The 14,549-nt window shown below is 65.1% G+C and carries 11 protein-coding genes; 10 read left to right on the forward strand and 1 reads right to left on the reverse strand.

The features are described 5' to 3' along the window. Nucleotides 1-4 precede the first annotated feature (4 nt). Entirely contained in the window at nucleotides 5-1,273 is a 1,269-nt protein-coding gene (locus JQS43_RS08550; protein ID WP_239678522.1) for a cation:proton antiporter, read from the forward strand. Further along, nucleotides 1,270-2,337 carry an LLM class F420-dependent oxidoreductase gene (locus JQS43_RS08555; protein WP_239678523.1) on the forward strand — a complete coding sequence of 356 codons (1,068 nt, stop codon included), beginning with the start codon at nucleotides 1,270-1,272 and terminating at the stop codon, nucleotides 2,335-2,337. Before JQS43_RS08550 ends, JQS43_RS08555 begins: the two co-directional genes overlap by 4 nt. 111 nt (nucleotides 2,338-2,448) lie before the next feature. On the opposite strand, the gene JQS43_RS08560 is transcribed toward JQS43_RS08555, so the two are convergent. Next, nucleotides 2,449-2,814, reverse strand: coding sequence for a hypothetical protein (locus tag JQS43_RS08560; protein WP_239678524.1), 366 nt, complete (start codon nucleotides 2,812-2,814; stop codon nucleotides 2,449-2,451). A 67-nt stretch (nucleotides 2,815-2,881) separates the two neighbouring features. On the opposite strand from JQS43_RS08560, the gene JQS43_RS08565 reads away from it, so the two are divergent. From JQS43_RS08565 to JQS43_RS08600, 8 genes are all read left to right on the forward strand, one after another. Continuing rightward, the gene (locus JQS43_RS08565) at nucleotides 2,882-5,803 is read left to right on the forward strand and encodes a TPR repeat domain-containing protein (RefSeq protein WP_239678525.1); all 2,922 of its coding nucleotides are present in this window, start codon (nucleotides 2,882-2,884) and stop codon (nucleotides 5,801-5,803) included. A 203-nt stretch (nucleotides 5,804-6,006) separates the two neighbouring features. Then, on the forward strand, nucleotides 6,007-7,005 hold the full coding sequence (locus JQS43_RS08570; protein WP_239678526.1) for a hypothetical protein: 999 nt from the start codon (nucleotides 6,007-6,009) through the stop codon (nucleotides 7,003-7,005). Between the two features lie 108 nt (nucleotides 7,006-7,113). After that, a complete protein-coding gene (locus JQS43_RS08575) occupies nucleotides 7,114-8,232 on the forward strand; it encodes an IS630 family transposase (protein ID WP_239678527.1) in 1,119 nt (372 codons plus the stop codon). A gap of 40 nt (nucleotides 8,233-8,272) precedes the next feature. Next, nucleotides 8,273-9,481, forward strand: coding sequence for a hypothetical protein (locus JQS43_RS08580; RefSeq protein ID WP_239678528.1), 1,209 nt, complete (start codon nucleotides 8,273-8,275; stop codon nucleotides 9,479-9,481). A 94-nt stretch (nucleotides 9,482-9,575) separates the two neighbouring features. Next, nucleotides 9,576-10,721: a hypothetical protein gene (locus tag JQS43_RS08585; protein ID WP_239678529.1), complete on the forward strand. Its 1,146-nt coding sequence runs from the start codon at nucleotides 9,576-9,578 to the stop codon at nucleotides 10,719-10,721. A gap of 342 nt (nucleotides 10,722-11,063) precedes the next feature. Next, nucleotides 11,064-12,005 (forward strand): hypothetical protein, encoded by a 942-nt coding sequence (locus JQS43_RS08590; protein ID WP_239678530.1) that lies wholly within the window; start codon nucleotides 11,064-11,066, stop codon nucleotides 12,003-12,005. Beyond that, nucleotides 11,992-13,245: a hypothetical protein gene (locus JQS43_RS08595; RefSeq protein ID WP_239678531.1), complete on the forward strand. Its 1,254-nt coding sequence runs from the start codon at nucleotides 11,992-11,994 to the stop codon at nucleotides 13,243-13,245. Before JQS43_RS08590 ends, JQS43_RS08595 begins: the two co-directional genes overlap by 14 nt. Before the next feature lie 72 nt (nucleotides 13,246-13,317). Then, nucleotides 13,318-14,511 carry a hypothetical protein gene (locus JQS43_RS08600; RefSeq protein ID WP_239678532.1) on the forward strand — a complete coding sequence of 398 codons (1,194 nt, stop codon included), beginning with the start codon at nucleotides 13,318-13,320 and terminating at the stop codon, nucleotides 14,509-14,511. Nucleotides 14,512-14,549: the final 38 nt, after the last annotated feature.

The raw sequence follows: 14,549 nt of genomic DNA on the forward strand, positions 1-14,549 counted from the left end.
GCGGATGGCGCACTTCCTGCTGGCGGTGGCGGTGGTGGTGCTGGCCTGCCAGCTCACCGGCGCGCTGCTGGTACGCCTCCGCCAACCCCGGGTGGTCGGGGAGATCCTCGGTGGGCTGCTGCTCGGGCCGTCCGCCTTCGGTCTGCTGCTGCCGGCCGCCCGTGGTTGGCTGTTCACCCCGGAGGTGGTGAGCGGCATCCAGATGGCGGCCGAGCTCGGGGTCGTCATGTTCATGTTCCTGCTCGGCTGTGAGCTGCAACTCGGTCAGATCCGCGCCCGCCGTCGCTCGGTAGCGTTGATCGTCGCCGGCGGCATGGGGCTACCGTTCCTGGCTGGGGCCGGGCTCGCGTGGGCCGGGCACGGCCTGATCGGCGGGGCCGCACACGCGCCCGCGGCACACATCCTCTTCTTCGGTCTGGCGATGTCGATCACCGCGTTGCCGGTGCTGGCACGGATGCTGGGCGATCTACGCAAGGAGAACACCCCGTTAGGGACACTGACCCTCGCCTGCGCCGCCACCGGTGACGGGCTCACCTGGGCGGTGCTGGCGGTGATGTTCGGCATGCTCGGCGTCGCTGGCGGTGGCGCGATGGCGAGCATCCTACTGCCGCTCGGCCTACTAGCGGTCACCGTCGCGGTGGTGCGGCCCGGGCTACGGATGCTGGTGGCACGGGTGGAACGCTCGCCGAGCGCAATCCGACTCCTGTTGCCACTTCTGGTCGCGGGCGCGCTGGCCTACGCCGGCCTGGCAGAGTTGGCGGGGCTGCACCCGGTGATCGGCGCGTTCCTGTTCGGACTCGTAGTGCCCCGCGGCTCGCAGACCGTGGCTGAGGTCAACCATCATCTGCGAGGCTTCGCGGTGATGATCCTGTTGCCGCTGTTCTTCGCCGGGATCGGCCTCGACACCACCGTTGGCGCGTTGGGTGCCGACGGTTGGGCCTGGCTGTTCTTCGGCGCGGTGTTGCTGGTGGCGGTCGGCAGCAAGCTGTTGGGAGCGGCCAGCGGGGCCCAGCTGTCGGGGCTCTCCGCCCGCGAGTCCTGGCAGGTCGGGGCGTTGATGAACTGTCGGGGAGTGACCGAGCTAGTGGTCATCTCAGTCGGGTTCGAGTATCAATTGATCAACTCGGTGGGGCTGACCACACTGGTGCTGATGGCGCTGATCACGACCGCGTTGACCGCCCCGTTGGTCCGAGCCTTCGAACGATGGCCTCGCGAACCCGCGCCGGTGGAACCGCCAGCGTCCAGCCAGACCGGAGGAGGAAGCAAAGCGTGAAAGTAACGGTGAGCGCGGGCGGCCACAAAGTGACCGACTGGGCGGACCTGTCGACGCTGGCGGTGGAGGCCGAACGGCTCGGAGCAGATTCACTGTGGACGGCAGAAACCTGGGCGCACGACGGTGCGACTCCGCTGGCGTACCTGGCGGCCAAGACCAGCACCCTCAAACTGGTGAGCAGCGTGCTGCAGGTCGGCAGCCGCAGCCCGGCACTGTTGGCGATGACCGCGATGACGCTGCACTCGATGTCTGGCGGGCGGTTCATCCTCGGGCTGGGCACCAGCGGTCCGCAGGTGATGGAGGGCTGGCACGGTGTCCCGTTCGACCGGCCGGTGCAGCGTACCCGGGAGGTGGTGGAGATCTGCCGGCGGGTCTTCGCCGGTGAGCCGCTGCGCTACGACGGTCAGCTATACCAGCTGCCGCTCGACGCGGCACACGGCGGCAGCGGCGAGGGCAAGGTGCTGAGCAGCGACGCCCCACCCACCCCCGAGCTGCCGATCTACCTGGCCGCGTTGGGGCCACGGAACCTGCGCCTCACCGGCGAACTGGCCGACGGCTGGATCGGCACGTCCTTCCTCCCGGAGAGCGCGCAGGTGTTTCTCGACCCGATCCGGGCCGGTGCGCAGGCGGCCGGACGCAGCCTGCGCGACGTCGACATCATGGTCGGCGGACAGGTCTGGTTCACCGACGACGTGGAACTCGCCGCCTATGAGCTAAAGCTGCACGCCGCGTTTGTGCTGGGTGGCATGGGGTCGTCGCGCCACAACTTCTACCACGCGGCCTACTGCCGCCAGGGGTGGGCAGACGACGTCCAAGAGGTACGGCGACTGTGGCTGGCCGGTGACCGCGACGAGGCGATCGAGCGGGTGCCGCTGGAGCTGGTGCTCGCCACCAACCTGGTGGGCTCCCCAACGGACGTGCGCGAGCGGCTGCGCCGCTACCGGGACGCCGGCGTGACCACCTTCCGGGCCAGCCTGCGCGGTCAGACGGTAGCCGACCGCCTGGACACCCTCGGGCAACTACTCGACCTGATCCGGGAAGTCGATCTGCCCCGCCGATCATGAGCCCCCGCCTGCCCCGCCGATCATGAGCTAGTTGACCGACACACCGGGCGTGTCGGTCAACTAGCTCATGATCGGCCCGCCGCCGGGCGGCGGGCCGGGGGCCCGGGTCGCTTAGACGTAGGTGGCTGCGTTGGGGTTGCGGGATAGGACGCTGGTCTGATTCTGGGCGACGGTGGTCTGGTCGCTCAGTAGCGCGGTTCCCTCGTCGTCAGCGACCGCGACGGTGACCGCGGCGGAGCCGGTGTTGGTACCGAGGGCTTCGATATTGTCGGAGAGCTCGTTGACCACCGGCCGCCAGCGGTCGCGGTAGCGGGCGACCGCGGCGGTGACCCGCTGGTGGTGGAGCCCGCCGGAGGCCAGTGCCAGGTGGGACAGGTAGCGGCTGGCCAGGCCCGCGGCGTCGGTGTGCTGATTGGCGACCTGCTGCCCGGCGGCGTGGACCTGTTCGGTGTGGCTGGTCAGGTGATCGTTCTGCACCGAGGTCACCCTTCATCGTCGTCAGTTGACTGCTGGTGATAGGAAGGCTACAGACGTACCGCAATCGATGGTGACGAGGCTGGGGGAGGGCCGGGTCGTGGTGGGGGAGTTCGAGCATTATCCAATCTCGCCCGAGACGGTGTGGCAGCATGCCGACGTGGTCGGCGGTCACGCCGGGGATGTGGAGCGGCTCGGTGATGACGTCCACGGTGCTCATCAGCGGGCTCAGCAGGGTGTGGCGGGGTTGTTGGAGCATCCGATGGTGGCTGCCGAGCAGCCGGTGGCGAGGCAGGTTGGCGGCTGGTTGGGGTCGGTGGTGTTCGCCGGTGGGGCGATCCGGCACTTCGGTGACGCGGTCCACACCTACAACAGTGGGATCGATGATCTGAATCGTCGCTGGCGGGAGGCTGTGGACAACCGGTTCGGGGTGCCGGCCCCGGACACCAGCGGCGCCGCCGGTGCGGTGGAGGAGTCGCGGATTTTGGAGGAGCACGGCGATGCGGTGGCCGTTGAGCGGCAGGCGTATTGGCGGAAGCTGGAGCAGGAGCGGGTGACCCAGTGGGAGGAAGCGCTGGATGAGTCCGCCCGGCAGGTTGCTCAGATGTTGGACGCTGGGCCGGATGATGCCGAGTCGGTGTTGGCGTTGTTTGAGGCGGGGGCGTTGCCGTTGGCCAGCCCGCTGGTGTTTCCGACGGTCGATTTCGGTTCGGTCGACGCTCACCAGATGTATGAGAATCTGCTGAATAGTGGGCGGTTGCCGGATCTGGAGTCGATGAGCGACCAGGAGTTGGATGAGTGGCTGCGTAATCATCCGGCTGAGGCGGATCAGTTGCAGGTGGTGTTGGCGGTCACCGGCCCGTTGAGTCCGGGGCAGGAGCGGGTGGCGCAGGCGTTGGGTCGCTACGACGCCTGGCAGGTGGATCGGGGGATGGAGATGCCGCCGGGCCGGCCGGGTCTGGATCAGATCGGGGCGGGCAGTCAGCGGCTGGCCGGGATCAACGCCGGTTACGCCGAGACCGGGAGCATGACGGCGGCGGAGCGGGCTTATTTGGAGGCCTGGTATGACGGGGTCGGCGCGGACAACCTGGCTGCTCTGCCGGCGTATGTCACCGCCGCCAGCCAGGGGATGTATCCGGGTATCGACTACGGCACCGGCAATGTCCTGTTGGAGACCTATCGGGAGCAGTATCTGTCCCCGATCGCCGACGGCATTATGAACCTGTCGCACGAGGTGGGCGGCCTGGACAATATGCCGCAGGCGATCCAGGATCTCGTCAACACACCGATGGGCTCGATCGGTGAGCCACCCCACCGGCTGCCCTCCGGGCTGCTCGATGAGCACGGCAATCTCCATCGGGACCTAGCCGAGTGGGATCTGACCATCGACGGGCTCGCGCAGTATGAGGGCTTCGTCAGCCTGTTGGAGGCCTCGACCGTGGAGGGCGGCGAAAAGTTCACAAGCGAACTCGGTCAGTCGGCGCTGCGGGTCAAGCAGGAGCTGAACACGATCGCGGCCAACATCACGGATATTCTGGAGACTCCGGACATCTACCTGGTGAATGACGGGGACGCGATCGAACGCGCCTGGGCGGATGCAAGGCTGGCCACTCATGATGATGAGGTCAGTCGGATGCTGTCGGTAGTGGCCCGGAATGAGGACGCATCGGCGAAGCTGCTGCTCGATAACGAGAACGAGACCCGCAGCATACTGCTGGGTATGAACTGGTATGACGACCGGGGCGTGGTGGACATCATCGACGCCGGCACCGGGCGCGACCTCGAAGGCGACGGCGCCGGCATGGAGAAGCAAGCCAAGGCCGCCATGGCGTTGATGAAGGAACTCGGAGGTGACCGAGACTTCTACCTCGACCGCACCACCGACAACATGCAGACCGCTATCGTCGACATGGGCATCCGCTGGATGGACACATTTGGCCGCAATCTCAGCAACAACATGAACACAGAGGTTGGCCAGTACCTTTACAATCTGGACGACGACCTACGGCTTGGGATCCAGATTAAACACGACGAGCGGCAGAACTTCCTTCAGTTCATCGCCGGGACCAGTGACGAGGAGTCGATCCGGTTTCGCGCCGCATCGGCACTGTACGCCGAGGACCTGCTCGTGGATGCGCTGCAGCGAGGCAACGCCGTGGACGTGGATCGAGCGCTGGCGGTGGCCGGCCGGCTCGACGGCGCGATCAACGCGGCCGAGTACACCTACGTCATGGACCAGGTCTCCCACGACCAGGCCGAGAACGAGGCGGCGTGGCAGACCGAGACCCGGCGCAACGCCGGGTACGCATTGGCGGCGGAGATGGCCTGGGACGGCGCCAGCACCGCCGCCACCCTCAACTCCGGTGGCCTGGCATCGGTGGTGACCGCCGCCGCAAGCCCAGCGGTGTCGTCGTTGATCGAAACGGTCTTCGATCCTGACGACCGTGGGGACTACCGCGACTACGAGGCCCTGGTCATGAGGCAGGACCGCGACCTCGAGAAGGACCTCGAGCGCAATTATTTCCTCCTCGCTGCCTATGAGAAGGCCGGCATCGAACCGAATCTGGACCTTCAAACCGGCGGTACCCAGGCGCGCGTCGATCTCCTCTACGACGACGAGGGGAGACTGCGGCCGCTGAAGGATATCGGCGAGCCGACCGACGAGGGAGTCAAAGTGTCCGCCGAAGAACGGGACGCTTTCGCGGATGCCGAGAACGTTACCCGCCGTGAGTGGAGTGACCGCAACGGTCAGCAATTTGAGATGAACTCCTACACTGAGGAGCGAGACACGATCGACAGTGGTGCTTGGGAGGTAAACAGTCACGGGGAGAGCGTCCGGCCGGATCCGCCGCGCAATTCCGGTTGGGGTGACGGCGACACCGCCAGGGGGAGACTCTACGGTGACGACTACCACGACGAGCTGCGCCGGCAGTCTCCCTTCACCGATCCGGATGAGCTGTATCGGAATGGAATTGTAGAGGCGAACAGGTGAGGTGGGGCATGGGCTGGCAGCATCGGGCAGGGGTTTGCTTGGTTGCGGCGGCGATGGTGGTGGCGGTGTCGGGGTGTCAGCTCGGCGGGTCGGAGGGGGCGGCTGAGTTGTTTCATCTTCGTGGTGAGATCCGTCCGGACCATCAGTGGCCGGCTCGTGGGTCGTTGACCGGTGATGCGGAGTTGGTGGCGGAGGTTACTCAGGTGGTGGACCGGTGGCAGACTCCGGATGGTGTTGGTCGTTATCCCAGGCCGGTTTACAACTCGATCGCCTGGCTCGGTGAGGTCGACGGGCAGGTGTTGGCGGTGGTGGTGTTCGCGCCTGAGGACGACCACACCAATCGGTGGGTGCTTGAGGTAACTGGGCAACCTGGCGACCTCGCGGTGACCGAATGGCGTGATTTCCGTACCCGAGTCACCAATATGATCGAGGACACTGAGGTGCTGCCGATTCGTTCGCCGGGCTTTGGTCCGCGTTATCTGACTTCTGCGAGGATTAACCGGTTGACCGTTGACGGTGTTGAGGTTGCGGTCACTGACGGGTTGAGCGAGCCGGTGGAGGTAGGCCGATGCGGGATGGTCGAACTTATGGCCGAGGTCGATGACGATCATTTGATCTACGGTGATCTCGGTATCGGCGTTGAGGCTCCCGTCTACCCGCTGTTCTACGCCCGCGTCACTCCACCCAGTGGGATCTCCGACGTGGCGCGCCTGCAAGATGTCGACACTTGTGCCGGCGCGGCAGCAACCGAGTGGCTGGGGTCGTTGCGGGAACTGTTCGCGCCCGACATGCCTGCCGTGATGAGTTGGCGGGACCTGGTGGAGATTAACGCGGGAGAGTTTCACGGCATGGTTGAGGAGATTCCGGTAGATGGCTCTGGACAGGATCAGCGGGCGATTGTGATCATGTGGCGGCCCGAATCGGGCCCGCCGGTGCTGTCCACCGCCGAGCGGGACTGGCTGCGTCCTGAGTCTCTGACGTTCGCCTTTCACACCGATGAAGGCCCGCTCGCGGTTCTGATGTATCCTAGCGGGGTAAACGTCACGCCGGAGCGGGAGTTTCGGGACGTCGAAGTGTCGGCGGAGGCCACGCTGCTGGCTGCCGAGCCGCACGTCATCGTGGTGGCGCTACCCGATCACGAGATCGAGATCTCCTACACCCGTGACGGTGAACGAGAGCAGGTCGCTGTTGAAGCTCCGTGATGCAGTCCATCGCGATTGTCAGATTGCGATTGTGCTTGTTCGGGTCGTCTAGCCTAGTGTCTCGTGATCCTGTTAGCGTTATCTTGATGTGTCGTTGACTCGGTTGTGATGTGGGTGGTCGATGCTGGTGGGGTGGGGTTGACGCAGGAACAGACAGCTGAGCTTCGGGCTGTGATCAACAGCCGGGACGTGTCCGGAGCGGTCGCGACCCGGGCTCGGATCGTGTTGTGGATGGCCGAGGGAAGAAGGCGCAAGGACGTGGCGGCGTTGGCTGGCGTGTCGTTGCCTACTGTGGATCGCTGGGTGGGTCGGTACGAGGCCGAAGGGCTGGCGGGTCTGGAGGATCAGAAGCGGGGCGGACCCAGGGATCAGGTTCCGGCCCGGGTGCGTGCCCGGATCCTGGCGCTGAGCCGTACCAGTCCGCCGCCCGAAACCGGGCTGTCGCACTGGTCGAGTCGTCAGATGGCCGGCTACATCAGGCAGACTGAGGGTGTGCCGGTGTCCTGGCACTACGTGGCCCGGCTGTGGCGTGAGCATGACCTCAAGCCGCACCTGCAGGGCACGTTCAAGCTGTCGAAGGATCCACGGTTCACCGAGAAGGTCGCCGACGTGGTCGGGCTGTATCTGGACCCGCCGGCCGGAGCGGTCGTCTTGTCGATCGATGAGAAGACGCAGGTCCAGGCGCTCGACCGTACCCAGCCGATGCTGCCGATCGATTTCGGGCTGACCGAGAAACGCACTCACGACTACGTCCGGCACGGCACCACGAACCTGTTCGCCGCACTCGATGTCGGCACGGGGCAGGTGACCGCCGGCTGCTACCCGCGCCGCACCGGCGAGGCGTTTCTGGCGTTCCTGCGCAAGGCGGTCAAGCCGCACGCTGGCAAGCAGATCCACGTCGTGCTGGACAACCTGTCCACCCACACCACCCCCGAGGTGAAGGCATGGCTGGAGCGCAACCCGAACGTCACCCTGCACTTCACCCCGGTCGGGTCGAGTTGGATCAACCAGATCGAGGCCTGGTTCGGGCTCATCACCAGGCAGGCCATCCGGCGGGGCACGTTCGCCTCGGTCAACGCTCTGATCGCCCGTATCCGTGCCTACGTCGAGCACTGGAACACCGACGCCAAGCCGTTCGTATGGACCGCCACCGCCGGCCAGATCCTCGCCAAGGTCCGCTGGGCCGAGTCCAACGTCAAGCAACTCGTAGCGAACAACTCAAAGTAACGCAAACAGAGTTACGGAACACTAGCGATGGTTGTGTGACATGAGCTGGCTACGGCAGAGCTTGGTCTGTGCGGTGGCGGCGGCCCTGGTGCTGGCGGTGTCGGGGTGTCAGCTTAGTCAGCCGGCAGAGTCGGCAGGCGAGGCAGAGCTGTTCCACCTGCGTGGGGAGGTCCGCCCGGATGAGCAGTGGCCGGCCCGCGGGTCACTGACCGGGGACCAGGACCTGGTTGATGAGGTCACCGAGGTAGCTGACGCCTGGCAGACCCCCGATGGGGTTCCTCGTCACCCCAGCCCGGTCTTCAGTTCGATTGTGTGGCTGGGTGAGGTGGCTGGCCAGGTGTTGGGTGTGGTTGCGTTTGCCCCTGCGGATGAGTACAGCGATACCTGGATCGTGGAGATCACCGGAGAGCCGGGGGACCTGGAAGTCACCGAGGCCAGGAACTTTCGGGCTGGGGTGACCAACTTCATCGAAGACACCGAGGTGTTGCCGATCCGGTCTGCTGGAGTGGGCCCTCGCTATCTCGTGTCAGCATTCGTTGACGAGGTTTACGTCGATGGTGTGACTGTGGCTGTCGATGATGGGCTTACGGAGCCGGTGCGGGTGCCCGAGTGCGAACTTGTAGAGGTAGTGCTCGACATCCGCCAGGGCAGACTGATCGCTTATGGTGACTGGGGAGCCGCGGTCCCCTACCCGGTTTACCCACTGTTCTTCGCCCGAGGAGCAGAGCCTCCAGAAGTCTCCGACGTTGCGAAGATACAGGGCATGGACACCTGCATCGAGGCGAAGCCAGGTGGTTGGCTAGCCGCTGCCCGGGAGGTGCTGGCCCCGGAGACACCAGCGGTGATCGGCTGGGGAGAACTTGCGAGGATCGACAGCGGTCCACTGGCGGGCGCGGTGGACGACATCGGGATCCTCGGGTCGGGCAATCGCGACCAGGCCGTCGTGGTGATGTGGCGGCCGGAGTCCGGCGGGGCGCCCGCGTTCTCCAGCGCACATCTGGAGCCGTCGCCGATTAGCAACCCGATGGTGTTCAGCCTGAGCACACCGGAAGGGCCACTCGGGGTCGTGACCTACGTGCGGGGAAGCATAACGCCTGAGCGCGAGTTCTCGGATATTGGCGTTCCAAACGAAGCCGGCCTGCTGGTTGCGGAACCAGGAGTGATTGTCGTGGCGCTGCCCGACCACGAGATCGAGATCTCGTATACCCGTAACGGCGAACGAGAGCAGGTCAGGGTTGAAGCTCCGTGATGTGGTCCCGGGCAATCCTCAGGTTGCGCTGGTTCGTGCACTCACGAACGGGACGCCATGGGTCTGCGCGGTATTGGCGGTGATGGTGGTGGCGGTGTCTGGGTGTCAGCCCAGTCAGCCGGCGGAGTCGGCAGGTGAGGCAGAGCTGTTCCACCTGCGCGGGGAGATCCGTCCGGACCACCAGTGGCCGGCTCGCGGATCGCTGACCGACGACGGCGACCTGGTCGCTGAGGTCACCCAGGTGGCGGATGAGTGGCAGACTCCGGATGGGGTCGGTCGTTACCCTAGCCCGGTTTACAACTCGATTGCTTGGCTCGGTGAGGTCGATGGTCAGGTGTTGGGGGTGGTGGTGTTCGCGCCAGCGGATGACCACACCAACCGGTGGGTGCTTGAGATCACTGGGCAACCTGGAGATCTCAGGGTGACCGAGTGGCGCGACTTTCGCACCCGGGTCACCAATATGATCGAGGACTCCGAGGTGCTACCGATCCGATCGCCAGGCATTGGGCCGCGCTATCTGACCTCCGCGAGGATCAACCGACTCACCGCCGACGGCGTAGAACTTGTGGTCACCGACGGGTTGAGTGAGCCGGTGGAGGTAGACCGGTGCGGAACGGTCGAACTCGTCGCAGAAGTCGACAACCGGGATCTCGTGTACGGCGACCTCGGCACCGACGTCGAAGCCCCCCGCTACCCGCTGTTTTATGCGCAAGGCGTCCCTGCCAGCGGCGTCTCCGATGTGGCACGGCTACAAGGCATCGACACCTGCGCCGGCGCGGCCGAGGGCGAGTGGCTGGGGTCGGCACGGGAGCTGTTCGCGCCCGACATTCCGGCCGCGATGAGCTGGGGAGAGTTGGCGGAGATCGGCGCAGGGGAATTCCGCGGCACGGTTGAGGAGTTTGCTGTCTATGGTTCCGGGCGGGATCAACGGGCGATCGTGATCATGTGGCGGCCCGAATCCGGTCCGCCGGTCCTGTCCACCGCCGAGCAGGACTGGCTACGCCCCGAATCGCTCATGTTCGCCTTTCACGCTGACGAAGGCCCACTCGCGGTCCTAATGTATCCCAGCGGGGTAAGCATCACCCCGGAGCGGGAGTTTCGGGACGTCGAAGTGCCGGCGGAGGCCACGCTGCTGGCCGCCGAGCCCGACGTCATCGTGGTGGCACTACCCGACCACGAGGTTGAGGTCTCGTACACCCGTGACGGTGAACGAGAGCAGGTCGGTGTTGAAGCTCCGTGATGCAGTCCAGGGAGATTGTCAGATTGCGATTGTGCTTGTTCGGGTCGTCTCGCCTAGCGATGGTTTTGTGACATGAGCTGGCTGCGGCAGACCGTCGTCTGCGCGGTGGCGGCGGCCCTGGTTCTGACGGTGTCGGGGTGTCAGCTTAGTCAGCCGGCAGAGTCGGCAGGCGAGGCAGAGCTGTTCCACCTGCGTGGGGAGGTCCGCCCGGATGAGCAGTGGCCGGCCCGCGGGTCACTGACCGGGGACCAGGACCTGGTTGATGAGGTCACCGAGGTGGCTGACGCCTGGCAGACTCCGGATGGGGTTCCTCGTCACCCCAGCCCGGTCTTCAGTTCGATTGTGTGGCTGGGTGAGGTGGCTGGCCAGGTGTTGGGTGTGGTTGCGTTTGCCCCTGCGGATGAGTACAGCGATACCTGGATCGTGGAGATCACCGGAGCGCCGGGGGACCTAGAAGTCACCGAGGCCCGGAACTTTCGGGCTGGGGTGACCAACTTCATCGAAGACACCGAGGTGTTGCCGATCCGGTCTGCTGGAGTGGGCCCTCGCTATCTCGTGTCAGCATTCGTTGACGAGGTTTACGTCGATGGTGTGACGGCGGCTGTCGATGATGGGCTTACGGAGCCGGTGCGGGTGCCCGACTGCGAACTCGTCGAGGTAGTGCTCGACATCCGCGGCAGCAGACCCATCGCCTATGGAGACTGGGGAGCCGCCGTCCCATCCCCGATCTATCCGCTGTTCTTCGCCCGAGGAGCAGAAGGCCCGGAAATCACCGATGTGGCAAGGGTGCAAGGATTCGATACCTGCGCCGAGGCTGAGTCGGGCGGTTGGCTAACCGTGGCACGCGAGGTACTGGCTCCAGAGACTCCCGCGGTGGTGGGTTGGCGGGAGGTGGCAAGAATCGATAGCGGGCTGCTCGGGGGAACGTTGGCCGCCCTTAGGCTTATCGCCTCTGGTAACCGGGAGCGTGCGATCGTGGTGATGTGGCGGCCAGAGTCGGGTGACGCGCCCGCGTTCTCCACGGCGCAGCTCACTCCCTCCTCCGTCGACAATCCAATGATTTTCACCATTGACGCGCCGGAGGGGAGGCTCGGTGTAGTGACGTATCAAACCGGGGTGAGTGTCACACCCGAGCGGGAGTTCACCGAGGTGGACATCCCGACCGAAGCCGACCTGCTGGTTGCGGAACCAGGAGTGATTGTCGTGGCGCTGCCCGACCACGAGATCGAGATCTCGTATACCCGTAACGGCGAACGAGAGCAGGTCAGGGTTGAAGCTCCGTAACGCGGTCCCGGGCAATCCTCAGGTTGCGCTGGTTCGCGCACTCACGAACGGGACGCCATGGGTCTGCGCGGTACTGGCGGTGATGGTGGTGGCGGTGTCGGGGTGTCAGCCCAGCCAGCCGGCGGAGTCGGCAGGCGAGGCAGAGCTGTTCCACCTGCGCGGGGAGATCCGTCCGGACCATCAGTGGCCGGCTCGCGGGTCGCTGACCGGTGACGCGGAGTTGGTGGCGGAGGTCACCCAGGTGGTGGACCAGTGGCAGACTCCCGAGGGGGTCGGTCGTTACCCTAGCCCGGTTTACAGTTCGATTGCTTGGCTCGGTGAGGTCGATGGTCAGGTGTTGGGGGTGGTGGTGTTCGCGCCTGCGGATGACCGTACCGATCGGTGGGTGCTTGAGGTAACTGGGCAACCTGGTGATCTCGTGGTGACCGAATGGCGTGATTTTGGCACCCGGGTTACGAATATGATTGAGGATGCTGAAGTGCTGCCGATTCGTTCGCCGGGCTTTGGTCCGCGTTATCTGACTTCTGCGAGGATTAACCGGTTGACCGTTGACGGTGTTGAGGTTGCGGTTGCCGAGGGGTTGAGTGAGCCGGTGGAGGTTGGCCGGTGTGGGATGGTCGAACTTGTGGCTGAGGTCGACGGCGGCCATCTGGTCTATGGTGATCTCGGCGCCGGTGTTGAGGCTCCTTTTTACCCGCTCTTCTTCGCCCAAGTCATCCCACCTAGCGGTGTTTCCGACGTGGCGCGTCTGCAAGATGTCGACACTTGTGCCGGTGCGGCCGAGACCGGATGGCTGGGGTCGGTACGGGAGCTGTTCGCGCCCGACATGCTAGCCGCGATGAGTTGGGGAGAGTTGGCGGAGATCGGCGCAGGGGAATTCCGCGGTACGGTTGAGGATATTGCTCTCTATGGCTCTGGGCAGGATCAGCGGGCGATCGTGATCATGTGGCGGCCTGAATCGGGTCCGCCGGTGCTGTCCACTGCCGAGCAGGACTGGCTGCGTCCTGAGTCTTTGACATTCGGCTTTCACACCGATGAAGGCCCGATCGGGGTTCTGATGTATCCCAGCGGTGTAAATGTCACGCTGGAGCGGGAGTTTCGTGACGTCGAAGTGTCGGCGGAGGCCATGCTGCTGGCCGCCGAGCCGCACGTCATCGTGGTGGCGCTACCCGATCACGAGATCGAGGTCTCGTACACCCGTGACGGTGAGCGGGAGCAGGTCGGTGTTGAAGCTCCGTGATGCAGTCCAGGGCGATTGTCAGATTGCGATTGTGCTTGTTCGGGTCGTCTCGTCGAGTGATGGTTGTGTGACATGAGCTGGGTGCGGCAGAGCTCGGTCTGTGCGGTGGCGGCGGCCTTGGTGGTGGCGGTCTCGGGGTGCCAGCTCAGCCAGTCGGCACGGGATGTTGAGCTGTTCCACCTGCGTGGGGAGCTCTACCCCGACAGCACGTGGCCCGCTCGCGGGTCGCTGACCGGCGACTCGGAGTTGGTCGCCGAGGTCATCAAGATGGTGGACCAGTGGCAGACGCCCGACGGGGTCGGTCGTTATCCCAGTAGGGTCTATAGCTCGATCGCCTGGCTGGGCGAGGTCGACGGGCAGGTGCTCGCAGTCGTCGTGTTCGCACCCGAGGATGACCACACCAACGAATGGCTGCTCGAGGTAACCGGCCAACCTGGCAACCTCACCGTCACCGAGGCCCGCGACATCCGTACTGTGTTCGGCAACTCTATCGAGAACACGGAGCTGGTGCCCATCCGCTCGGACGCGATCGGACCCCGCTACCTGACATCCACCAGGATCGACCGGCTCACCGCCGACGGCGTCGAGCTGACGGTCACCGACGGACTGAGCGGGCCGGTGGAGGTAGAGCAATGCACAATGGTCGAGCTGATGGCAGAGGTCCGCAACGAGGACCTTATCTACGGCGACCTCGGCACCGGCGTCGAAGCACCCCTCTACCCACTGTTCTACGCCCGCGTCCTACCACGCAGCGGGATCTCCAACGTGGCACGTTTGCAAGACGTCGACACCTGCGCCAGCGTGTCCGAGACTGAATGGCTGGGTTCGGCGCGGCAACTTTTCGCGCCCGACATCCCCGCGGTGACGTATTGGCGGGAGCTCGCGGAGATCAACACGGGAGGATTTGAGGGCACGCTGGAGGAGATCCTTATCGATGGCTCCGGGCGGGATCAACGGGCGATCGTGATCATGTGGCGGCCCGAATCGGGCCCGCCGGTGCTGTCCACTGCCGAGCAGGACTGGCTGCGTCCTGAGTCTCTGACGTTCGCCTTTCACGCTGACGAAGGCCCACTCGCGGTCCTAATGTATCCCAGCGGGGTAAGCATCACCCCGGAGCGGGAGTTTCGGGACGTCGAAGTGCCGGCGGAGGCCATGCTGCTGGCCGCCGAGCCGCACGTCATCGTGGTGGCGCTACCCGATCACGAGGTTGAGATCTCTTACACCCGTGACGGTGAACGGGAGCAGGTCGGTGTTGAAGCTCCGTGATGCAGTCCAGGGCGATTGTCAGATTGCGATTGTGCTTG

Origin of the sequence: Natronosporangium hydrolyticum, assembly GCF_016925615.1 — a bacterium.
In the GTDB taxonomy this organism is placed as follows: Bacteria; Actinomycetota; Actinomycetes; order Mycobacteriales; family Micromonosporaceae; genus Natronosporangium; species Natronosporangium hydrolyticum.